Annotated in this window: 17 protein-coding genes; 12 read left to right on the top strand and 5 right to left on the bottom strand. The window is 72.2% G+C overall.

Going from position 1 to position 23,233, the window contains the following annotated elements; translation table 11 throughout:
* Positions 1-10 precede the first annotated feature (10 nt).
* Complete coding sequence (locus tag ACZ5CW_RS07945) at positions 11-1,627, bottom strand: carboxyl transferase domain-containing protein (RefSeq protein WP_468599381.1); 1,617 nt, start codon at positions 1,625-1,627, stop codon at positions 11-13.
* Between the two features lie 98 nt (positions 1,628-1,725).
* Here ACZ5CW_RS07945 and ACZ5CW_RS07940 point away from each other — a divergent pair, with 98 nt between their 5' ends.
* The 4 genes from ACZ5CW_RS07940 to ACZ5CW_RS07925 all read left to right on the top strand — a co-directional run bounded on the left by ACZ5CW_RS07940 (position 1,726) and on the right by ACZ5CW_RS07925 (position 5,209).
* Positions 1,726-2,325, top strand: a complete 600-nt coding sequence (locus ACZ5CW_RS07940) for an SACE_7040 family transcriptional regulator (protein WP_468599379.1) — start codon at positions 1,726-1,728, stop codon at positions 2,323-2,325.
* A 149-nt stretch (positions 2,326-2,474) separates the two neighbouring features.
* Positions 2,475-3,632: an acyl-CoA dehydrogenase family protein gene (locus ACZ5CW_RS07935; RefSeq protein WP_468599527.1), complete on the top strand. Its 1,158-nt coding sequence runs from the start codon at positions 2,475-2,477 to the stop codon at positions 3,630-3,632.
* A 35-nt stretch (positions 3,633-3,667) separates the two neighbouring features.
* Entirely contained in the window at positions 3,668-4,534 is an 867-nt protein-coding gene (gene tesB / locus ACZ5CW_RS07930) for an acyl-CoA thioesterase II (RefSeq protein ID WP_468599377.1), read from the top strand.
* 306 nt (positions 4,535-4,840) lie between these two features.
* Positions 4,841-5,209 (top strand): hypothetical protein, encoded by a 369-nt coding sequence (locus ACZ5CW_RS07925; RefSeq protein WP_468599375.1) that lies wholly within the window; start codon positions 4,841-4,843, stop codon positions 5,207-5,209.
* A 67-nt stretch (positions 5,210-5,276) separates the two neighbouring features.
* Here ACZ5CW_RS07925 and ACZ5CW_RS07920 read toward each other — a convergent pair whose 3' ends face one another.
* Together ACZ5CW_RS07920 and ACZ5CW_RS07915 are read right to left on the bottom strand one after the other, a co-directional pair.
* The gene (locus tag ACZ5CW_RS07920; RefSeq protein WP_468599373.1) at positions 5,277-6,065 is read right to left on the bottom strand and encodes a phosphatase; all 789 of its coding nucleotides are present in this window, start codon (positions 6,063-6,065) and stop codon (positions 5,277-5,279) included.
* Between the two features lie 77 nt (positions 6,066-6,142).
* The gene (locus ACZ5CW_RS07915; protein WP_468599371.1) at positions 6,143-7,720 is read right to left on the bottom strand and encodes a PucR family transcriptional regulator; all 1,578 of its coding nucleotides are present in this window, start codon (positions 7,718-7,720) and stop codon (positions 6,143-6,145) included.
* Positions 7,721-7,924: 204 nt separating this feature from the next.
* Here ACZ5CW_RS07915 and ACZ5CW_RS07910 point away from each other — a divergent pair, with 204 nt between their 5' ends.
* From ACZ5CW_RS07910 to ACZ5CW_RS07900, 3 genes are read left to right on the top strand one after another with little or no spacing between them, the layout of a single operon-like run.
* Positions 7,925-9,385, top strand: a complete 1,461-nt coding sequence (locus ACZ5CW_RS07910; RefSeq protein ID WP_468599369.1) for a sodium:solute symporter family protein — start codon at positions 7,925-7,927, stop codon at positions 9,383-9,385.
* A 56-nt stretch (positions 9,386-9,441) separates the two neighbouring features.
* Positions 9,442-10,410, top strand: a complete 969-nt coding sequence (gene speB, locus ACZ5CW_RS07905; RefSeq protein WP_468599367.1) for an agmatinase — start codon at positions 9,442-9,444, stop codon at positions 10,408-10,410.
* A 23-nt stretch (positions 10,411-10,433) separates the two neighbouring features.
* Positions 10,434-12,119, top strand: a complete 1,686-nt coding sequence (locus ACZ5CW_RS07900) for a thiamine pyrophosphate-binding protein (protein ID WP_468599365.1) — start codon at positions 10,434-10,436, stop codon at positions 12,117-12,119.
* 41 nt (positions 12,120-12,160) lie between these two features.
* Here ACZ5CW_RS07900 and ACZ5CW_RS07895 read toward each other — a convergent pair whose 3' ends face one another.
* On the bottom strand, positions 12,161-14,458 hold the full coding sequence (locus tag ACZ5CW_RS07895; protein WP_468599363.1) for an ArnT family glycosyltransferase: 2,298 nt from the start codon (positions 14,456-14,458) through the stop codon (positions 12,161-12,163).
* A gap of 184 nt (positions 14,459-14,642) precedes the next feature.
* Here ACZ5CW_RS07895 and ACZ5CW_RS07890 point away from each other — a divergent pair, with 184 nt between their 5' ends.
* From ACZ5CW_RS07890 to ACZ5CW_RS07870, 5 genes are all read left to right on the top strand, one after another.
* Complete coding sequence (locus ACZ5CW_RS07890) at positions 14,643-15,566, top strand: serine hydrolase (protein WP_468599361.1); 924 nt, start codon at positions 14,643-14,645, stop codon at positions 15,564-15,566.
* A 64-nt stretch (positions 15,567-15,630) separates the two neighbouring features.
* Positions 15,631-16,680: an esterase-like activity of phytase family protein gene (locus ACZ5CW_RS07885; protein ID WP_468599359.1), complete on the top strand. Its 1,050-nt coding sequence runs from the start codon at positions 15,631-15,633 to the stop codon at positions 16,678-16,680.
* 80 nt (positions 16,681-16,760) lie between these two features.
* Positions 16,761-20,480: an ABC transporter ATP-binding protein gene (locus ACZ5CW_RS07880; RefSeq protein ID WP_468599357.1), complete on the top strand. Its 3,720-nt coding sequence runs from the start codon at positions 16,761-16,763 to the stop codon at positions 20,478-20,480.
* Between the two features lie 114 nt (positions 20,481-20,594).
* Positions 20,595-20,987, top strand: coding sequence for a hypothetical protein (locus ACZ5CW_RS07875; protein ID WP_468599355.1), 393 nt, complete (start codon positions 20,595-20,597; stop codon positions 20,985-20,987).
* 102 nt (positions 20,988-21,089) lie between these two features.
* Positions 21,090-22,511 carry a S28 family serine protease gene (locus ACZ5CW_RS07870; protein WP_468599353.1) on the top strand — a complete coding sequence of 474 codons (1,422 nt, stop codon included), beginning with the start codon at positions 21,090-21,092 and terminating at the stop codon, positions 22,509-22,511.
* Between the two features lie 76 nt (positions 22,512-22,587).
* On the opposite strand, the gene ACZ5CW_RS07865 is transcribed toward ACZ5CW_RS07870, so the two are convergent.
* Positions 22,588-23,214, bottom strand: coding sequence for a hypothetical protein (locus ACZ5CW_RS07865; protein ID WP_468599351.1), 627 nt, complete (start codon positions 23,212-23,214; stop codon positions 22,588-22,590).
* Positions 23,215-23,233: the final 19 nt, after the last annotated feature.

The following is a 23,233-nucleotide window of genomic DNA, read 5'->3' as shown; positions in this document are numbered from 1 at the left end:
GTTCCCCTCCTCACATCCGGAAGACGCCGAACTGGGGGTCTCCCAGGGGCGCGTTGGCGCAGGCCGTCAGGGCGAGTCCCAGCACCTGACGGGTCTGCAGCGGGTCGATGACGCCGTCGTCCCAGAGGCGGGCCGTGGCGTAGTAGGCGTTGCCCTGGCGCTCGTACTGCGCGCGGACCGGCGCCTTGAAGGCCTCTTCCTCCTCGGCCGGCCAGTCCTCGCCGCGCGCCTGGAGCTGGTCGCGCTTGACCGTGGCGAGAACGCTGGCGGCCTGCTCGCCGCCCATGACGGAGATCTTGGCGTTGGGCCACATCCACAGGAAGCGGGGGGAGTAGGCCCGGCCGCACATGGAGTAGTTCCCGGCGCCGTACGAGCCGCCGACGACGACCGTCAGCTTCGGCACACGGGTGCAGGCCACCGCCGTCACCATCTTGGCGCCGTGCTTGGCGATGCCGCCCGCCTCGTAGTCCTTGCCGACCATAAAGCCGGAGATGTTCTGCAGGAACAGCAGCGGGATGCCGCGCTGGTCGCACAGCTCGATGAAGTGGGCGCCCTTCTGGGCCGACTCGGAGAACAGGATGCCGTTGTTGGCGACGATCCCGACCGGGTGTCCGTGGATCCGGGCGAAGCCGGTGACCAGGGTCTGCCCGAACTCGCTCTTGAACTCGGCGAAACGGGAGCCGTCCACCACGCGCGCGATGATCTCGCGGACGTCGTAGGGGGTGCGGGAGTCGACGGGGACGGCGCCGTAGAGCCCGTAGGGGTCCACCTTGGGCTCGACGGACGGCTGGACCTCCCAGGGGAGGGACTGCCGGGCCGGCAGCGTGGCGACGATGTTCCGGACGATCCGCAGCGCGTGCGCGTCGTCCTCGGCGAGGTGGTCGGTGACACCCGAGACACGGGAGTGCACCTCGCCGCCGCCCAGCTCCTCCGCGGTGACGACCTCACCCGTGGCCGCCTTCACCAGCGGGGGCCCGCCGAGGAAGATCGTGCCCTGGCCGCGGACGATGACGGCCTCGTCGCTCATGGCCGGGACGTAGGCGCCTCCGGCCGTGCACGAGCCGAGCACGGCGGCGATCTGCGGGATCCCGGCGCCGGACATCCGGGCCTGGTTGTAGAAGATCCGGCCGAAGTGCTCGCGGTCCGGGAAGACCTCGTCCTGCATCGGCAGGAAGGCCCCGCCGGAGTCGACCAGGTAGACGCACGGCAGCCGGTTGTCCAGGGCGACCTCCTGCGCGCGCAGGTGCTTCTTCACCGTCATCGGGTAGTACGTGCCGCCCTTGACGGTGGCGTCGTTCGCGACGACCACGCACTCGCGCCCGCTGACCCGCCCGATCCCGGCGATCACCCCGGCCGCGGGGGCCTGCCCGTCGTACATCCCGTCCGCCGCGAGCGGGGCCAGTTCCAGGAACGGCGAGCCCGGGTCGAGCAGTGTGTCCACCCGGTCCCTCGGCAGCAGCTTGCCGCGCGCGGTGTGCCGCGCCCGCGCCTTCTCGCCGCCGCCGAGGGAGGCCGCGGCCAGCTTGGCGCGCAGTTCCCCGACGAGTGCGAGGTGGCCTTCCTCGTTGGCTCGCCAGGCCTCCGACGCGGGATCTGCCGCGCTCGTCAGCTCCGGTGCCTCGTGCATCCTTGCGGTCCCCTCACCCGGTGATCGAACCTGTTAATGAGCGTTAACCATTTCCATCAGGTTAACGACCGCTAACCTCGCTGTCTAGAATTGCCTGCATGGCCACCAGAACCGACGCCCCCACCCGCCGCGAGCAGATCCTCAAGGAGGCTGCCCGGCTCTTCGCCGAGCGCGGTTTTCACGGCGTCGGCGTCGACGAGATAGGCGCCGCCGTCGGCATCAGCGGACCCGGCCTCTACCGGCACTTCCCGGGCAAGGACGCGATGCTCGCCGAGCTGCTGGTGGGCATCAGCGGCCAGCTGCTCACGGGAGCGAAGCGCCGTCTGGCGGAGGCCGACGGGGACACCGGCGCCGCGGCGGTCCTCGACTCCCTCATCGAGGGCCACATCGACTTCGCCCTCGACGACCGTCCCCTGATCACCCTGCACGACCGCGAGCTGGACCGCCTGCGCGACAGCGACCGCAAGCTGGTCCGGCAGCTCCAGCGGCAGTACGTGGAGCTGTGGGTCGAGGTGGTCCGGGAGGTCTATCCCTCGCTGACCGAGCCCGGCGCCCGCTCGGCGGTCCACTCGGTCTTCGGCCTGCTCAACTCCACGCCGCATCTCGGCCGCGCCGGCACCCTGCCCGGCCGCGGGGCCATGGCGGCCCTGCTGCACCGGATGGCGCGGGGGGCGTTCGCCGCGGCGGGGGCCGCGTAGCCGGGAGCCGCCTCGGGTCCGGGAGACCCCGCGCGTGACGAGCGTTACGGCCGGAACCCTCTGGACGGGGTTCCGTACTCGCCGGTACGGTGCATGAGCAAGCGCTTAGACATGCCGATGTCATGCCGAGGTACGTGGAGGTGGGCGGCGTGCGCCGTACGGTGTTCAACGAGGATCACGAGGCGTTCCGGGAGACTGTTCGCGCCTTCATCGAGGCCGAGGTCGTGCCCGTGTACGACGAGTGGTTCGCCGCCGGCCAGGCGCCGCGCGACTTCTACTACAAGCTCGGCGAGCTGGGCATCTTCGGCATCAGCGTGCCCGAGGAGTTCGGCGGCGCGGGCATGGACAGCCACAAGTTCGAGGCCGTCCTCTACGAGGAGACCGCCCGCGCGGGCGTCCAGTTCGGCGGCTCCGGCGTGCACGTGCTGCTCGCCCTGCCCTACATCAAGATGCTCGCCACCGACGAGCAGAAGAAGCGCTACCTGCCGAAGTTCGTCAGCGGCGAGGAGATGTGGGCCATCGCGATGACGGAGCCGGGCACCGGCTCCGACCTCGCGGGCATGAAGTCCACCGCCAAGCTCTCCGAGGACGGTACCCACTACGTCCTCAACGGCGCCAAGACCTTCATCACCGGTGGCGTCCACGCCGACAAGGTGATCGTCTGCGCCCGCACGGCCGCGCCGACCGCCGAGGACCGCCGCCACGGCATCTCCCTGTTCGCCGTCGACACCAAGTCCGAGGGCTACTCCGTCGGCCGCAAGCTGGACAAGCTCGGCCTGAAGACCTCCGACACCGCCGAGCTGGCGTTCGTCGACGTCAAGGTCCCCGTCGAGGACCTGCTGGGCGAGGAGAACAAGGGCTTCTACTACCTCGGCCACAACCTGGCCTCCGAGCGCTGGGGCATCGCCTTCGGCGCCTACGCGCAGGCCAAGGCCGCCGTTCGGTTCGCCAAGCAGTACGTCCAGGAGCGCACCGTCTTCGGCAAGCCGGTCGCCCACTTCCAGAACACCAAGTTCGAGCTGGCTGCCTGCCAGGCCGAGGTTGACGCGGCCGAGGCCGTGGCCGACCGGGCGACGGAGGCCCTGGACGCCGGTGAGCTGACCCCCGCCGAGGCCGCCTCCGCGAAGCTCTTCTGCACCGAGGTCGCCCACCGCGTCATCGACCGCTGCCTGCAGCTGCACGGCGGCTACGGCTACATGAACGAGTACCCGATCGCCCGCCTGTACGCGGACAACCGTGTCAACCGCATCTACGGCGGCACCAGCGAGATCATGAAGACGATCATCGCCAAGGACATGGGTCTGTAAGGCTCCCGCAATCACTGGCCGGTACAACTAATTCCATGAGCCAGGCACTCCAGGACCTCCTCGATCTGCTCGACCTCGAGCAGATCGAGGAGGACATCTTCCGCGGCCGGTCCCGTTCGGCCGTCGTACCCCGCGTGTTCGGCGGGCAGGTGGCGGCCCAGGCACTGGTCGCCGCCGGGCGGACGGTCCCCGCGGACCGGCCCGCGCACTCCCTGCACGCTTATTTCCTGCGTCCCGGGGATCCCGGCGCGCCGATCGTGTACAGCGTCGACCGCATCCGCGACGGGCGGTCCTTCACCACCCGGCGGGTGGTCGCCGTCCAGCACGGCAAGCCGATCTTCCACCTGTCCGCCTCCTTCCAGACGTACGAGGAAGGGCTCGACCACCAGGCGCCGATGCCGGCCGCGCCGGACCCGGCGGCCCTGCCGACCTCCCAGCAGCGGCTGCGCGGCTACGGCCACCTCGCGCCGGACGTGGTGGAGCGGTTCCTGGAGGCCCGCGAGGCGATCGACCTGCGGTACGTGGACGAGCCGCCGTACGGGAAGTTCGGCGAGCCGCGCGAGCCGCACTCCCAGGTGTGGTTCCGCTCCAACGGCAAGCTCGACGACGACCCGCTCCTCCACGTCGTCCTCGCCACCTACGTCTCCGACATGACCCTGCTCGACTCCGTGCTGCTCGCGCACGGACGCGGCGGCTGGGCCGTCGGCGATGTCGTGGGGGCCTCCCTGGACCATGCGATGTGGTTCCACCGGCCCTTCCGCGCCGACGAATGGCTGCTGTACGACCAGGAGTCGCCGTCCGCGCACGGCGGCCGGGGCCTCGGCCAGGCCCGCATCTACACGCAGGACGGGCGGCTCGCCATCTCGGTCATCCAGGAGGGCGTGGTCCGCGTCCCGCGGTGACTGTGACAGGGGTGCCGCTCGAGATGACGAGTGACGCAAGCGGGATTAGGCTCTTTGAGTGAAAGCCGTAGCGAACGGCATGCCCGGTCGACGAGGTCCCGGTCCCCTCGGGATCTCAGCCGCAGCACCCGAACGCATGGGTGGGCTGCAGGCGTCGGCGCCGGTGGCACCGGCCGTTTCACCGATATTGCTGCGGTGACATATGAAGACCGCGCCGCATCTTCCCCACTTCCGCGGCGACGGCCATCCACCTCGCGCCATCCGCCCTGGAGTCGCGAGAGACGATGGAGACGGAAGGTATTTCCCATGCGATCACTGCGCACGAGGCGTCTTGTCGCGATGTCCGCCACCGGGCTGCTGCTGGCCGGCGGAGCCGCGATCGGTGCGGCCGGCACCGCCTCGGCGTCGGACCACAGCGACCACGGTTCCTACAGCCACAGCAGGGACTACGGCGGCGACCACAACGGTCACCACGACTGGTGGGACGACGATGACGACGACTACGGCTACGGCGGTGACCACGGCGGCTACGGCGGTGACCACGGCGGTTATGGCGGTGACCACGGCGGTTATGGCGGTGACCACGGCGGTTATGGCGGTGACCACGGCGGCTATGGCGGCGGCCACGGCGGCGGCCATGGAGGAGGTCATGGAGGGGGTGGACACGGTCACTGACCCGGCCACGAACTGACCACGACGTGGGGCCCCGTCGGCGGGGCCGCACCTCACGCCCGGCGCCGCGTCACGCCAGGCCCGCCTCCGCCAGCAGATACGCCGTCATCGGGTCGTAGTGACGCGGGCTGACCACATGGTCGTCGAGCGGGACGGCCACCTGCAGGGTTCCCTCGGACTCGGCGAGGAACAGCGCGGGGTCGTTGCAGTCGGCGTATCCGACGGAGTCGATGCCGTGCTGGCCCGCGTATCCGGCCCAGCCGTGGTCGGCGACGACCAAGTCGGGCAGCGGACGCCCCTCGCGCTCAAGTCCCGTCAGAATGGCTCGCATCGGCTCCCCCGAGTGGGTGTGCCACAGCGTCGCCCCGTGCTCCAGCACGGCCACGTCCGCGAACTGCATGACATACCCCTCGTCCGTCTGCAGCCCGTCCGGGATGACGACGATCTCGCAGCCGGCGGCGCGCAACGCGGCGGCCGTGGCCCGGTGCACGTCCAGCAGGCCGCCCGGGTGACCGGTCGCGAACAGCACCCGCTGCCGGCCGCCGGCCGCCTTGCGCAGCCGTGCCGCCATGCGGTCCAGCGCGTCCACGGTCAGCTCGGGGTCGATGGTGTCCTGTCCGTACCGGTACTCGGGATCGTCGTTGACGCCCACCCGCTCCGCCATGACCGCGAGCACGTCCTGCTCGTCCACCCAGCGGTCGCCCAGCTCCAGGCCGAGCCAGAAGTTGCGGACACCGTTGGCGAGCTGACGGTAGTGGGAGAGGTTGTTCTCGCGGGGCGTGGCGACGTCCCCCGCGATACGGGTCCTCACCAGGTGGTCGACGAGCTGTGCGCGGCTGGGTGTCCCGGATATCGGCATGTCTCTCATTGTGAGGCAGTGGGCCGCCGGAGTCTTCGGCATATCGCCCCCTGGGACGGGGGTCACTCGGCTCGCCGTCAGCTCTGCCGCAGCGCGAACCACAACTCCATGCGCACGTCCGGGTCGTCCAGGTCGGCGTCCAACAGGGCGGCGCAGCGGGCGATCCGCTGCCGCACGGTGTTGCGGTGCACGGTCAGCGCCACCGCGGTGCGGTCCCAACTGCCGTGCAGGGACAGCCAGGTGCGCAGGGTCTCGGCGAGCGCGGCCTGCCCCGCGAGCGGCGCGAGCAGTGCGCGGGCGTGCGTCTCGGCGTCCGCCCGCGGCACCAGGTCCTCGAGCGCGGGCCGGGCCGCGTGCCGGACCAGCGGGGTGCGGGTGGCGCGGGCGCGGGCGAGGGCACGGGCCGCCTGGGTGTCGGCGGCCGGCCATTCGTGCGGCTCCACGGCGGCGCTCACCCCGAGCGTCCAGCCGGGCTGCGGCTCCGGCTCCCGTCCGGCCGGCAGCAGCACCCGTACCACGTCACGGGCGACGTCTACCAGGGGCGAACCCAGGGCGGCGCCGAGGGCGGAGGCCGCGACCGCGTCGTGGGGGTCCTCCTCGCGCGGGCGGAGCCGGGAGCCGGCGTGCGGCCGGGCCTCCGGCCGCGCGTGCACCACGCGCCACTCTCCCGTGCCGAGCAGCGGAGCCACCTCCTCGGGCGGGGCGCCCAGCAACAGCCGTACCAGGGCGGCGGACCGGGCGGCACCGGTGCCGCTCTGGTGCTCACCGGTCAGCAGGGACAGCAGTACGGCGGCGACGGAGGCGATGGTGTGGTCGCTGGGGTCCCGGCGGGGCGTGGCCACGCCGAGCACGAAGCCCGCGCCGGCGCCGAGGGCGTAGACGGCGAGGTGGGTGGAGCCGAAGGTGTCGGTGGCGGACGTGGGCAGCGGCCGGGAGGCGGGCGACGGAGCACCGGGACCGCCGCCCGGAGCGGGGTCCGCCGTCCCCGCCGTCGCCCGGGCGGCCGGCCGGACCACCCCGGTCAGTTCCGCCAGTGCCGTGCGCACCCCCTCCGCCGGCTCGCGGCCCGCCCCCGCGATCTCGGTGCCGTCGGGGCCGTGCAGCACCGCGTGCCCGCCCAGGCGCTGGGCCAGCTGGCGCAGGACCGACGGCACCGGGTCCGGACGGGACGCCGCGGCCGCGAGGCTCTGCTGGGCCTCCGTGACCCGGCGCAGCTCCGCCAGGCGGGCCTGGGCCATCAGCTGCCACACCGCGCGCGCCACACCGGAGAACGTGGTCTGCGGCGGGACCTCCAGCAGGGGCAGGCCGTGGGTCTCGCAGGCGGCGACCAGGGCGCGCGGGACCGTGTCGTGCACCGGCGCCAGGCCGAATCCGAGGGCCGCTCCGCCCGCGGCCACGATCCGGGACACGTAATCGTCGAAGTACGTGCCGGTGCCGGCCGCCTCCGGGATGTGCACTCCGGCCGTCAGCAGCAGCTCGCCGCCCAGCAGGTACGGGTAGGGGTCGGCCATCTCCGAGGTGTGCGCCCAGTGGATCACGATGCCCGGTTCCGAGGGGCCCGCGATCTGCCGCAGCCCCAGGTCCTCCCGGGCCAGCAAGGCCGAGAGCGGGACCGGTGGGGTCGGTGGGACGGCTGGGGCGATCGTCTCAGGCATGGTGTGCGTTTCCTCCATCCCACCCCGTTCATATGGATGAAACGTACTCTTCGCAGTCGCTTTCCGGCCACCTAGTGTCAACACGGAACGGCAGCCGCGGGTACGGGCGGATGTCCCCGCGATCCGCTGCCGTCACCCCTCTCCGGAGGAACCCCCACGTCTTTGCACGACACGCCACCGACAGTGCGCGAAGGAGGGCCCCACATGGCCGTCGACTACACAGTGATCGTCGTCTATCTCGCCGGCATGCTGGCCATGGGCTGGTGGGGCATGCGCCGGGCCAAGTCCAAGAGCGAGTTCCTGGTCGCCGGCCGCCGCCTCGGCCCCGCCATGTACTCCGGCACCATGGCCGCGATCGTCCTCGGCGGCGCCTCCACCATCGGCGGCGTGGGCCTCGGCTACCAGTACGGCCTCTCCGGCGCCTGGATGGTCTTCACCATCGGCCTCGGCCTGCTGGCCCTCTCGGTCTTCTTCTCCGCCCGCATCGCCCGCCTGAAGGTCTACACCGTCTCGGAGATGCTGGACCTTCGCTACGGCGGCCGGGCCGGCGTGATCTCCGGCGTGGTCATGTGGGCGTACACCCTCATGCTCGCGGTGACGTCCACCATCGCCTACGCCACGATCTTCGACGTCCTGTTCGACATGAACCGCACCGTCGCGATCATCCTCGGCGGCTCGATCGTCGTCGCGTACTCGACCCTCGGCGGCATGTGGTCCATCACGCTGACCGACATGGTGCAGTTCGTGGTCAAGACGATCGGCGTGCTGCTCCTGCTGCTGCCCATCGCGGTGGTCAAGGCGGGCGGCTTCGCCGAGATGAAGGCCAAGCTGCCGACCGAGTACTTCGACCCGCTGGGCATCGGCGGCGAGACGATCTTCACCTACGTCCTGATCTACACGTTCGGCATGCTGATCGGCCAGGACATCTGGCAGCGCGTGTTCACCGCCCGCGGCGACAGGACCGCCAAGTGGGGCGGCACGGTCGCCGGCACCTACTGCCTGGCCTACGCCCTCGCCGGCGCGGTGATCGGCACGGCCGCCAAGGTGCTCTACCCGAACCTGGCCAGCCCCGACGACGCCTTCGCCACCATCGTCAAGGACGAACTCCCCGTCGGCGTGCGCGGACTGGTGCTGGCCGCCGCCCTGGCCGCCGTGATGTCCACCTCCTCCGGTGCCCTGATCGCCTGCGCCACGGTCGCCAACAACGACATCTGGTCCCGGCTGCGCGGTGCCGTACGACGGGACGGCGAGGAGCACGACGAGGTCAGGGGCAACCGCGCCTTCATCCTGCTCATGGGCCTGGCGGTGATCGGCACGGCGATCGCGCTGAACAACGTGGTCGAGGCGCTGACCGTGGCCTACAACCTCCTCGTCGGCGGCCTGCTCGTGCCCATCCTCGGCGGGCTGCTGTGGAAGCGCGGCACCGTCCAGGGCGCCCTCGCCTCCGTGATCGTCGGCGGCCTGGCCGTGATCGGCCTGATGGCCGGCTACGGCATCCTCGCCAACGAGCCCGTCTACTACGGCCTGCTGGCCTCCCTCGTGGCCTACGTCGCCGTCTCCCTGGCGACCAGGCCCACCGACGAGACCGTCCTCGCCACCTGGCGCGAGCGCCTCGCCGGACGGTCTCCCGAACTCGCGTCCGAACCGGTCCCGGCTCACCAGTAGAGTCGTATGGAAAGCAGTACATGCGCGACGAAGCGCAGGAAAGAAGGCATTTCATCATGAGCAGCAACGAGACGCCCCGCGGCCCCGTCGACTCCTCCCGCATCCCGCGGTACGCCGGACCCGCGACCTTCGCCCGGCTGCCCCGTCTGGACGAGGTCGGCACCGCCGACGTCGCCGTCGTGGGCGTGCCGTTCGACTCCGGCGTCTCGTACCGGCCGGGCGCCCGCTTCGGCGGCAACGCCATCCGCGAGGCGTCCCGGCTGCTGCGCCCCTACAACCCCGCGCAGGACGCCTCTCCCTTCGCCCTCGCCCAGGTGGCGGACGGCGGCGACATCGCCGTGAACCCGTTCAACATCAACGAGGCCGTGGAGACCGTCGAGGCCGCCGCCGACGAGCTGCTCGGCACCGGCGCCCGCCTGATGACCCTCGGCGGCGACCACACCATCGCCCTCCCGCTGCTGCGCTCGGTCGCGAAGAAGCACGGCCCGGTCGCCCTGCTCCACTTCGACGCCCACCTCGACACCTGGGACACCTACTTCGGCGCCGAGTACACCCACGGCACCCCGTTCCGCCGCGCCGTGGAGGAGGGCATCCTCGACACCGAGGCGCTCTCCCACGTCGGCACGCGCGGCCCGCTGTACGGCAAGCAGGACCTCACCGACGACGAGAAGATGGGCTTCGGCATCGTCACCTCCGCGGACATCTACCGGCGCGGCGCCGACGAGGTGGCCGACCAGCTGCGCCAGCGCATCGGCGACCGCCCGCTGTACATCTCCATCGACATCGACTGCCTCGACCCGGCCCACGCGCCCGGCACGGGCACGCCGGAGGCGGGCGGCATGACGTCCCGCGAACTCCTCGAGATCCTGCGCGGGCTGGCTTCCTGCAACCTGGTGTCGGCGGACGTCGTCGAGGTCGCTCCCGCGTACGACCACGCGGAGATCACCTCGGTGGCGGCCTCCCACACCGCGTACGAACTGACCACCATCATGAGCCGCCAGATCGCGGCGGCTCGCAACGCCTGACGCTCCTTAGGGGACCGAGAGCAGTGACTCACGACCACGACCTGGTACTCCGCCCGACGGCGGCACAGATCTCGACCGCGCTGAATCCGCCCCCGGGGCGCAACGGCGGAGACCTGGTCGTGGAGACCCTGGCCGGGCTGGGCGCGACGACCGTCTTCGGGCTGCCCGGCCAGCACGCCCTCGGCATGTTCGACGCCCTGCGCCGCTCCTCCCTGCGCTACATCGGTCTGCGGGTGGAGAACAACGCGGGCTTCGCGGCGGACGCCTACGGCCGGATCACCGGCGAGGCGGCCCCCCTGCTGCTCTCGACGGGCCCCGGTGCCCTGACGTCGCTCGCCGCCCTGCAGGAGGCGGCAGCGGCCTCCGCTCCCGTCCTGGCGATCAGCAGCCAGATCCCGACGGCGGGGCTGGGCGGCGGCCGCCGCGGCTACCTGCACGAACTGCCCGACCAGGCGGCCTCGTTCCGGGGCGTGGTGAAGTCGGTGCACACCGTCCGTACCCAGTCCCAGATCCCCTCCGCCGTCGCGGCGGCCTGGGAGTCGGCACTGACGGCCCCGCACGGCCCGGTGTGGGTGGAGATCCCGCAGGACGTGCTCCTCGCCGAGACCGCCCTGCCCGTGGTGACGGCGATGGACGCGACCCCGCATGACCTGGTCCCGCGTCCCGAACTGACGGCGGTGGCGGCCGACCTGCTGTCGCGCGCGGCCCGTCCGGCGATCATCGCGGGCGGCGGGGTCGTACGGGCGGACGCCTCCGGCAAGCTGCGGCAGCTGGCCGAGAGGCTGGACGCCCCCGTGGTGACGACCTTCGGCGGCAAGGGCGCCTTCCCCTGGGAACACCCCCTGTCCCTTCAGTCCTGGCTGGAGGACCGGCACACGACGGACTTCCTGGAGGACGCCGACGTCCTGCTGGTCGTCGGCTCCGGCCTCGGTGAACTCTCCTCCAACTACCACACGTTCGAGCCGCGCGGCCGTGTCGTCCAGATCGAGGCGGACCTCGGCAAGCTGGAGTCCAACCACCCGGCCCTCGGCATCCACGCGGACGCCCGCCTGGCCCTGCAGGCGCTGCTGGAGACGGTGGAGGAGCGCACGGACCCGACGGCCCCCGAACGGGTACGGGATCTGCTGTCCCGGGTGCGGGAGCGCATCGCCGCCCAGGAACTCACCCTGGAACAGGACGTGCTGGCGTCCGTCCGCCGGGCCCTGCCCGGCGGCTCCCCGTCCTTCTGGGACATGACGATCCTGGCGTACTGGGCGTGGTCGGCCTTCGACCCGCGGGGCGCGAACGCCATGCACTCGGCCCAGGGCGCCGGCGGCCTCGGCTACGGCTTCCCGGCGGCGCTGGGCGCGGCCGCGGCGGACCCGACCCGCCCGGTCCTGGCGGTGTCCGGCGACGGAGGCGCCCTGTACTCCATCGCCGAGCTGGCGACGGCCCGCCAGTACGACCTCCCGGTCACCTGGCTGATCGTCGACGACGGCGGCTACGGCATCCTCCGCGAGTACATGACGGACGCCTTCGGCCAGGCGACGGCGACCGAACTGACCCGCCCGGACTACGTGGCCCTGGCGGAGTCCTTCGGGGTGCCCGGGGTCCGCACGACCCCGGAAACCCTCGAGCAGGACCTGGCGAAGGCACTGGCGGCCCCGGGCCCGTCGGTCGTCGTGCTCCCGGCACTGCTGCGGATGTTCGCGCCGACCCACCTGGGCTGAGCGCCCGCCCGGGGGCCGGCCGGGTCCCGGCCCGGCCGGCCTCAGCCCACGTCGGACGGGTCCAGGCGGTAGATCGCCGACCGGCCCGTCTCGCCCGACTGGTCGGACTGGTCGGCCTGGGTGGAGGAGGCCGAGGAGGAGGCCGAACTCCCGCTGTACGCGCTCTCCTTCACCGCCGTCCCGTGCTTCTGCACCCAGGCGGTCACCTCGGAGGCGACGGTACTGCCGCCGCCCATCATGCCGCCGCCGAGCTGGACGTAGTGGAGTTCGCCCTTCTTCACCAGTTCCTTCAGCCTGGCCAGGGTCATGGCCTTGTCCGTGCCGGACCAGCCCCACATGGAGATCACCGCTTCACCGCTGCCGAGGATCAGCTGGGCGGCGCCCTGCGAGTTCGACACCGCCAGCAGCCACGTGGCGCCGTCCTGGTGCTTCTTCAGGTACGCGACCAGTTCGTCGCTCGCGCCGCCGCCCATGCCGCCGGGGCCGCCGTTCATGCCGTCGCGCCGAGCGCCGGTGCCGCCGCCCGGGAAGCCGCCGCCCTGCTGTCCGGCGCCGGGCGTCTCGCCGTCCGGAGCGCTGCCGGGGGCGCCCTCCGGGACGTTCCCGCCCGGGAAGCCGCCGCCCGCCTCGGGGTTCTGGCCGGCCTGCGGTCCGCCGCCCGTCGCCGAGCCTCCGGGGCCGCCCGTCGCCGAGCCTCCGGGGCCGCCCGTCGCCGAGCCTCCGGGGCCGCCCGCCGCCGAGGTGCCGGGCCCGTCGCCGGGGCCGCCCGCCTCCGCGCCGCCGTCGCCACCGCCGGGGAAACCACCCCGGCCGCCGCCCGGCCCGCCGCCGAAGCCGCTCCCCGTCGACGGGCCGGCCGTGGGGTTCGTACCGCCCATCCCGCCGCCGGAGCCCGACGGCACCGACCAGGCGTACGCCGCCGGCCCCGCCACCGACGCGACGACCGCCGCCGCCACCGACGCGGCGAGCAGCCGTACTCGGTTGCCGCTCCGGAAGAGCAGCAGGCCCACGACGGCCGCCGCCATGACCACGCCGACGGAGGGCCACAGCCAGGTGTGCCAGCCGGATGCCCGGCGCAGGAGGACGACCGCCCATACGGCCGTGACGCCGAGAGCCGCCGGGAGCACCCACATCCACCGGCTGTTCGCGCGGAAGGCCCGCCACAGCATCACGCCCCCGCCGCCGCACAGCGCGGCGACACCCGGCGCGAGAGCCGTGGTGTAGTACGGGTGCATCGTGCCCTCGGCCATGCTGAACGTCAGGTAGTGCAGCGCGCTCCAGCCGCCCCACAGCACCAGCGCGGCGCGCGTGAGGTCGGTGCGTGGGGCCCGGCCGCACAGGACCAGGCCCGAGATCAGGGCGACGGCCGAGAAGGGGAGCAGCCAGGAGATCTGGCCGCCGAGGATGTCGTTGAAGAGCCGTCCGGCACCCGCCGTACCGGAGAAGCCGCCTCCGCCGCCCCCGCCTCCGCCCATGTTGCCGTCGCCGCCGAAGACGCGGCCGAGGCCGTTGTAGCCCATGATCAGGTTCCAGGCGGTGCCGTCCGTCGAACCGCCGATGTACGGGCGTTGGGAGGCGGGCACCAGGGAGACCGCCGCCGCCCACCAGAAGCTGGAGACGGCGAGGGCCAGGCCCGCGAGCAGCAGGTTGACGAGGCGCTTCACGAGCGGGAGCCGCACCGCGTACAGGTACACCGCGAAGACGGCGGGCAGGGCGATCCAGCCCTGCAGCATCTTGGCGTTGAAGGCGAGGCCGAAGCAGGCCGCCGAGCCGAGCAACGGCAGCAGCCGGCCGCTCGCCACGGCGCGCAGCGCGAGGGCCGCGCCACCGGCCATCAGCAGGACCAGCAGGGTGTCGGGGTTGTTGTCCCGGTTGATGGCCACGGTGATGGGGGTCAGCGCCAGGACCAGCGCGGCCAGCGCGGCCGCCGCGTGCCCCCACACCCGCTTCACGGACGCGTGCAGGATCCAGATCGTCGCCAGGGCGGCTCCGATCATCGGCGCCATCATCTGCCAGGTGCCGAAGCCGAAGAGGCGGCAGGACAGGCCCATGACCATGAGGGCGAGGGGCGGCTTGTCGACGGTGAGGAAGTTGCCCGCGTCCAGCGAGCCGAAGAACCAGGCCTTCCAGCTCTGAGTGCCGCTCAGCACGGCCGCGCTGTAGAAGCTGTTGAGGCTGGAGCCGGACAGGTTCCAGGAGTAGAGCACCGCCGCCAGCAGCAGGATCGCGAGCAGCGCCGGGAGCGACCAGCGGGGGGTCTGCTCCGGCGATGACGGCGGCGCGGGCGTGCCGTGGGTCACGGTCGTCGGGCGGGGCCGGGGATCGGTGGCAGATGTCACCGGTGCACCGTGCAGGGGGGCGATGAGTGCGGGCTGTGCTCCACCTGGGAAGAAGCTGTCGAACTCCCGCCCCGCGAACATCCGTACAACTTTCGGCCGCCCTGGCGAGTCGGTTCAGGGAGCGCACGGGTGCGCTCGACGGCGTTCAGGGGGACGCCTGTACGACTTCGAGGGGGAACTCTTCATGATCGACCGGACATCCGGACGGGCCGGCGTGCTCGCGGCCGCTCTCGGTGCCGCGCTGCTCATACCGTCCTTCGCGGCAGCCACCCCGGCGGCCGCCGCCACACCCACCGTGAGCTGTACGTCCGCCAAGGCGGGCCTGGCCGCCAAGCTGAAGAAGGACATCACGGCCGCCCTCGCGGGCCGCAAGGGCACCGTCGCCATCGGTCTGTACGACCGCGGCACGAACACCACCTGCACGCTGCGGGCCACCAGCGCCTACGACTCGGCCAGCACCGTCAAGGTCACCGTGCTCGCCACGCTGCTGTGGGACGCCAAGAAGCACAACCGGTACCTGACGGACACCGAGGCCTCGCTCGCCAAGGCCATGATCACCAAGTCCGACAACAACGCGACCAGCAAGCTGTGGAAGCAGCTGGGCATGACGAAGATCAAGGGCTTCCTGGCCGCTGCCGGGATGACGAAGACCACGCCGGGCGCAGGCGGTTACTGGGGCCTCACCCAGGAGAACGTCACCGACGAGCAGAAGCTGCTCAAGCTCGTCACCGCCAAGAACAGCGTGCTGAGCGACAACTCCCGCGCCTACATCCTGAAGTTGATGGGCCAGGTCGTCTCCTCGCAGCGCTGGGGAACGCCCGCCGGCGCGCCGTCCTCCGTCGCCGTGCACGTGAAGAACGGCTGGCTCCAGCGCTCCACGCACGGCTGGCGCGTGCACAGCCTGGGTACCTTCAACGGCCACGGTCACGACTACATGATCACCGTGCTGACGCAGGACAACAGCACCATGAACTACGGCGTCACCACCATCCAGAACGTCGCCAAGGCCATCCACAAGGATCTGGTGCCGACCACCGCCGGTGTCACCCGCTACACCCCGACCAGCCAGCCCCGCGAGGCGTTCGTCGCGGCGCCCCCGCAGGGCTGACGCGGGGCCGGGGCTTCACGAGGCGGTCTCCCGCCGGACACCGGGCCGCCCTACGGTGACCGGCATGCGCCTGAGAACCGTACTCGCCACCCTCACCGCCGGCCTGGCGGCGGCCACCTGCCTGACCGCCGCCGGGCCCGCGAGCGCGCGGCCGGCCGACGCCCGCTCGGCCGGCGCGCACGCCTGTTCGCCGTACGTCTCGCTCGACCGCTTCTCCGACGCGCTCGACAAGACGACCTACGAGGGCACCTTCGTCGGCAACCTCTCCGCCCTCGCGGTGGACCGGGACGGCTCACTCGCGGCTCTGGCGGACCGCTCGGCCCTGTTCGGCCTGGACGCCCGGACCCTCCGGCCGAAGGCGGCCCTCCGCCTCGCCGACGAGCAGGGCGCCGACCTCGACTCCGAGGGGCTTGCCATCGACCGCGACGGCACCCGGCTCATCAGCTCCGAGACCGAGCCGTCCGTACGCCGCTACTCGCGCGACGGCAGGATCCTCGACCGGCTCCCGGTGCCGTCCTCCCTCCTGGTCGCCCCGGCCGGCCGGGCCACCGCCAACCAGACCTTCGAGGGCCTGACCCTGCTGCCGGGCGGCCACCGGCTGCTGGCGTCGATGGAGTACGCGATCTCGGGGGACAGCGCGGGGATCGTCCGCTTCCAGACCTGGCAGCGCACGAAGGACGACCGCTTCCGGCTCGCGGCCCAGTACGCCTACCGCGCCGACACCGGCCTCGGCGTGCCCGAGGTGCAGGCCACGTCCGACGGCCGCCTCCTCGTCCTGGAGCGCGGCTTCACCAGCGGTGTCGGCAACACCGTCCGCCTCTACCTGGCCGACCCCCGCCGCGCCGCCGACACCAGCGGTGTCGCGCACCTCACCGGCGGGCCGGACGTCCGCCTGGTCGGGAAGACCCTGCTCGCCGACATCGCCGGCTGCCCGTCCCTGGGCGCCACGGCGAAGCAGCCCCAGCCGAATCCGCTGCTGGACAACATCGAGGGGATGACGGTCACGGGGCGTGACCGCGCGGGCCGCCTGAAGGTCCTGCTGGTGAGCGACGACAACCAGAACGCCGTCCAGACGACCCGGTTCCTCTCCTTGCGGGTACGCACGCCGCGGTAATTGTTGCAGCGGGATGAAATCTCCGGCGAAAGACGTTGGTGCCTTCCGGTAGACCAGGTCAGTCGACAGGAGGCATCGGCGTGGCAACGCAACGGGGATGGGCACGGCGACTGGCGGCCTACGCCTGGCGGTATCCCAAGGACGTCGTGCTGGCCCTCGGCTCGTCCCTCGCCGGCATGGCCGTCCTCGCCGTCGTCCCGCTGGTCACCAAGGTGATCATCGACGACGTGATCGGCGACCACAGCCGCCGCATGGCCCCCTGGGCCGGCGCCCTGGTCGGCGCCGCCGTCCTGGTCTACGCCCTCACCTACGTCCGCCGCTTCTACGGCGGCCGGCTCGCCCTCGACGTCCAGCACGACCTGCGGACCGAGATGTACGACACGATCACCCGGCTCGACGGCCGCCGCCAGGACGAGCTGTCCACCGGGCAGGTGGTCGGCCGGGCCACCAGCGACCTCCAGCTGATCCAGGGCCTGCTCTTCATGCTCCCGATGACCATCGGGAACGTCCTGCTCTTCCTGATCTCCCTGATGATCATGGCGTGGCTGTCGCTGCCGCTGACCCTGGTCGCGCTGGCCGTCGCCCCGGCGCTCGGCTACATAGCCAGGCGCAGCCGCAGCAAGCTCCACCCCGCCACCTGGTACGCCCAGGCCCAGGCCGCGGCGGTCGCGGGCGTGGTCGACGGCGCGGTGAGCGGCGTGCGCGTGGTGAAGGGCTTCGGGCAGGAGGAGCAGGAGACCGGAAAACTCCGGGAGGTCGGCCGCCGCCTGTTCGCCGGCCGTCTGCGCACCATCCGCCTGAACAGCAGGTACACCCCCGTCCTGCAGGCCGTACCCGCGCTCGGGCAGGTCGCCATGCTGGCCCTCGGCGGCTGGCTCGCCGTGCGCGGGCACATCACGCTGGGTACGTTCGTCGCCTTCTCCACCTATCTCGCCCAGCTCGTCGGCCCCGTCCGCATGCTCGCGGTGGTCCTCACGGTCGGCCAGCAGGCCCGTGCCGGCACCGAGCGGGTGCTGGAGCTGATCGACACCGAGCCGACGCTGAAGGACGGCGCGAAGGAGCTGCCCGCCGACGCGCCCGCGACCGTCGAGTTCGACGACGTGTCCTTCGCGTACGCCGGCGGCCCGAAGGTCCTCGACGGGCTCAGCTTCGAGATCCGGCCCGGCGAGACCCTCGCCGTCGTCGGCTCCTCCGGCTCCGGCAAGTCCACTCTCTCCCTGCTCATGCCGCGTTTCTACGACGTCACCCACGGCGCCGTCCTGATCGGCGGCCACGACGTGCGGGAGCTGACCCTGGACTCGCTGCGGGCCGCGATCGGCCTGGTCCCGGAGGACTCCTTCCTCTTCTCGGACACGGTCCGCGCCAACATCGCCTACGGCCGCCCGGACGCCGGCCAGGAGGAGATCGAGGCCGCCGCGCGCGCCGCCCAGGCGGATCGTTTCATCGCCGAGCTGCCCGAGGGCTACGACACCGCGGTCGGCGAGCACGGCCTGACGCTCTCCGGCGGCCAGCGCCAGCGCATCGCGCTCGCCCGCGCCCTGCTCACCGACCCGCGCCTGCTCGTCCTGGACGACGCCACCTCGGCCGTGGACGCCCGCGTCGAGCACGAGATCCACGAGGCGCTGAAGCAGGTGATGGAGGGCCGCACCACCCTCCTCATCGCCCACCGCCGCTCCACCCTGAACCTCGCGGACCGCATCGCCGTCCTGGACGGCGGCCGGCTCGCCGACGTCGGCACGCACGAGGAACTCCAGGAGCGCTCGGCTCTCTACCGCCGTCTGCTGACCGACCCGGACGAGCTGGGCGGGGTCTCCCCGGGCCACGAGCGCCCGGCCGAGCCGCAGGAGGACACCTCCCTGCGCGAGGAGCTGGACGCGGAGTTCGACGCCGAGCGGGGCGTGACCCCCAGGCTGTGGACCGGCGACCGCGAGCCCAAGGACCAGGCGCTCAGCGGCACCCCGGCCACCCCCGAACTGCTCGCCCAGGTCGAGGCGCTTCCCCCGGCCACCGACACCCCCGACATCGACGAGGGCCGGGCGGTCCTGCCGGAGGACTCCTACGGCCTGCGCCGCCTGCTGCGCGGCTTCGGCGCGCCCCTGCTCGTCAGCCTGCTGCTGGTCGCGGTGGACGCGGGCGCCGGACTGCTGCTGCCGGTGCTGATCCGGCACGGCATCGACCAGGGCGTCACCCGGACGGCCCTCGGGGCGGTGTGGGCGGCCGCCCTGCTCGGCCTGCTGACCGTCCTCGTCCAGTGGGCCGCGCAGACCGGCGAGAACCGGATGACCGGCCGTACCGGCGAACGCGTCCTCTACACGCTGCGGCTGAAGATCTTCGCCCAGCTCCAGCGCCTCGGCCTCGACTACTACGAGCGCGAGCTGACCGGCCGGATCATGACCCGGATGACGACGGACGTCGACGCCCTGTCGACGTTCCTGCAGACCGGTCTGGTCACGGCGTTCGTCTCCGTCGTCACCTTCTTCGGCATCATGGTCGCCCTGCTGGTGATCGACGTGCAGCTCGCCCTCGTCGTCTTCGCCACCCTGCCCCCGCTGGTCGTCGCCACCTACTTCTTCCGCCGGGCGAGCGTGAAGGCGTACCAGCTCGCCCGCGAGCGGGTCTCGGTGGTGAACGCCGATCTCCAGGAGTCGGTGGCGGGACTGCGGATCGTGCAGGCCTTCCGGCGGGAGCGGGACGGTGCGCGGCGGTTCGCCGAGCGCAGCGACAGCTACCGCAGCGCCCGCATCCGCGGCCAGTGGCTGATATCGATCTACTTCCCCTTCGTCCAGCTGCTGTCCTCGGTCGCCGCGGCGGCCGTGCTGATGGCGGGCGCGGGACGGGTGGACGCGGCCACGCTGACCACGGGCGCGCTGGTGGCGTACCTGCTCTACATCGACCTGTTCTTCGCGCCCGTCCAGCAGCTCTCCCAGGTCTTCGACGGCTACCAGCAGGCCACGGTGTCGCTGGGCCGCATCCAGGAGCTGCTGCGCGAGCCCACGTCCACGAAGCCCGCCGCCTGGCCCCTCGACGTGCGTTCCCTGCGCGGTGACATCGCCTTCGAGGACGTGCGCTTCGCGTACGGCGACGACGAGGAGGCGCTCGCCGGTATCGACCTGACGATCCCGGCCGGGCAGACGGTCGCGTTCGTCGGCGAGACGGGCGCCGGGAAGTCGACCCTGGTGAAGCTGGTGGCCCGGTTCTACGACCCCACCGCCGGCCGGGTCACCGTGGACGGCACGGATCTGCGCTCCCTGGACCTGACCTCGTACCGGCACCGGCTCGGGGTCGTCCCGCAGGAGGCGTACCTCTTCCCCGGCACCCTCCGCGACGCCATCGCCTACGGCCGTCCCGACGCCACCGACGCCGAGGTGGAGGCGGCGGCACGGGCGGTCGGCGCGCACGAGATGATCGCCACGCTGGAGGGCGGCTATCTGCACGAGGTCGCCGAGCGCGGCCGCAACCTCTCGGCCGGCCAGCGCCAGCTGATCGCTCTCGCCCGTGCCGAACTGGTCGACCCCGACGTCCTGCTCCTGGACGAGGCCACGGCCGCACTCGACCTGGCCACCGAGGCCCAGGTCAACCAGGCCACCGACCGCCTGGCGGGCCGCCGTACGACGCTCGTGGTGGCCCACCGGCTGACCACCGCGGCCCGCGCGGACCGGGTGGTGCTGATGGACCACGGCCGGGTCGCGGAGGACGGCACGCACGAGGAACTGCTGGCCCGCGACGGCCGGTACGCCGAGCTGTGGCGGGCGTTCGTGGGCCAGTCCGAGCCGGAGGAGCCGGTCGGCGCCTCCCGCTGAGGCCCCGGCCGACGTGTACCGCTGACGGTCGTGCAACCATGCGACACATGTCGTGCGTCCGTACATCAGTACGGTCATCGGGGGACGGACGATCGCGGTACGGGGAGGACGACAGTGGACAGAGGTGCGATACGCCGACGGCTGGCGCTCGGCGCGGCCGTGCTGGCCGCGTCCGGGGCGCTCGCCTTCACGGCGACCGGTACCGCCCAGGCCTACACGGCGCGCGGCTGCGCGGGGCGCGAGGTGCGCACCCTGCCGTTCAGCACCGGCGTCACCCATGTCTACAAGCGCAACGGATACGTCTGCGCCGTCACCGTCGCCCGGCACCCCGGCCCCACCCGGACGATGTCGGTGAGCGTCCAGGCCCGCGGCAACCGGCCGGTCGTCGACAAGGGCCGCTACAAGCACCACGCGGGTCCGGTGACCGTGCACGCCGGGCATCGCTGCGTGTGGATCAGGGGCTCGGTGGGCCGGGATTCGGTCAGCTCCGGCTGGATCCTGTGCTGAGCGCCCGGACCCCGATCCTGACAGCTCCTCAATTTCCCCTGGTGTGACGGCTGTTGCTGGGATAACTTCCGGCGCACATCTGTCTCACAGGGGAGAGTGCGCATGCGCAAGGCGCTCAGATGGCTGCTGGCGCTCACGGTGTTCATAGGCACGCTGAGCACGGCGGGCGCGGCCACCGCCGCACAGTCCGAGCCCGACATCAAGGACCGGCTGCTGTCCATACCGGGCATGAGCCTGATCCAGGAGAAGCCGTATCCCGGCTACCGCTACTTCGTCCTGAACTACACCCAGCCGATCGACCACCGCCATCCCGACCGCGGCACCTTCCAGCAGCGCATCACCGTGCTGCACAAGGACACGAGCCGCCCGACGGTCTTCTACACCAGCGGCTACAACGTCTCCACGACCCCCTCGCGCCGCGAGCCCACCCAGATCGTGGACGGCAACCAGGTCTCCCTGGAATACCGCTTCTTCACCCCCTCCCGTCCCGCCCCGGCCGACTGGTCCAAGCTCGACATCTGGCAGGCGGCCAGTGACCAGCACCGCGTCTACCGGGCCCTCGCGCCGGTCTACGGCGGCAACTGGCTCGCCACCGGCGGCTCCAAGGGCGGCATGACGGCCACCTACTACGAGCGGTTCTACCCGCGCGACATGGACGGCGTCGTCGCCTACGTCGCCCCGAACGACGTCGTGAACGACGAGGACTCGGCCTACGATCGCTTCTTCGCCCAGGTCGGCACCAAGGAGTGCCGGGACCGGCTGAACGCCGTGCAGCGCCAGGCGCTGGTGCGCCGGGAGCCGCTGGAGGCGAAGTACGCGCAGTACGCCGCCGAGAAGGGCTACACCTTCGACACCATCGGCGGCCTGGACAGGGCGTACGAGGCCGTCGTCCTCGACTACGTGTGGGGCTTCTGGCAGTACAGCCTGCTGAAGGACTGCGACACGATCCCGGCGGACGCGGCCGGGGCGAGCGACGACGAGATCTGGGACTCGGTCGACACCATCTCCGGTTTCTCGGCGTACACCGACCAGGGCCTGGAGACGTACACCCCGTACTACTACCAGGCGGGCACCCAGCTCGGCGCCCCGACGATCCGCTTCCCGCACATCGAGCCGAAGCTGATCCGCTACGGCTACCAGCCGCCGCGCAACTTCGTGCCCCGGTCCATCCCGATGCGCTTCCAGCCGCGGGCGATGCGGGACGTGGACGGCTGGGTCCGCCACCACGCCACGCACATGCTGTTCGTCTACGGCCAGAACGACCCCTGGGGTTCCGAGCGTTTCCGGCTCGGTGCGGGCGCCCGTGACTCCTACGTCTTCACCGCGCCCGGCCTGAACCACGGCGCGAATGTGGCGGGCCTGGTCCCCGACCAGAAGGCCCTCGCCACGGCCCGCATCCTCGCGTGGGCGGGTGTGGCCTCGCCGGCGGTTAAGGCGAACCCGTCGGCGGCGAAGCCGCTGGCCCGCTACGACGCGAAGCTGGACGTCCGGGACGTGGAGCGCGAACCCGCGCTGCGGCCCTGACGCCCGTCCCGGCCGACATTCTCGAGGCGGCTCCGGTGGGCGGCGGCTTCCCGTCGCCCGCCGGAGCCCTCCGGGTTCACAGGCGCCGGGCGCAGCCCACCGGGTCGCGGCCGCCGAGGTGGACGTAGAGCGCGGTCGAGGCGGGACAGTCCGCGCGGGCCGGGGCCGCCCTGGTGATCCGGTACCGGGGCGCGCGCCGGCCCGAGCCGTCGCAGGGCGTCTCGCGGACCTGGCCGTCGCCGGAGTCGTACACGCAGTCGCCCGGGATCGTGCGCGGACCGCCCCCGCCGCCGGGATCACCGGGGTGCGGGGGCACAAGGGCGCGCATACAGGCGTAACCCTGCGGGATCGCGCCGTCGCCGTCCTCGTCGCCGGCCGCGGCCTGCGCGCTGATGTGCAGCACGAAGTCGGTGGTCGCCGGACACGGCGGACCGTCGGTGACCGCACCCTCGTGGCGGGCGACGACCTTGGCCGCCGCCCGCTCGCCCGCGCACGGCACCTCGGTGAAGCTGGCCGTCCCGAAGGAACTGCACTCGCCGACCGCGAGGAACTCGGCGCCGTGGCCGGCGGTCGCGGCCGACGTGGACCGGGCGCTGCCCACCGGGGCGTCCGCCGGCCCCCGGCAGCCGGACAGGACCGGCAGGGCGGCGGCCAGGAAGGCGGCGAGCAGCAGCCGGCAGCGCACTCCCGCGGCACCGTTCATCGCGACCCCCCCCAGACAC

It is taken from the genome of Streptomyces sp. NPDC031379, from assembly GCF_055569615.1.
The sequence above is the reverse complement of the archived record's forward strand: the minus strand, read 5'-3'. Positions and strand labels throughout refer to the sequence as shown.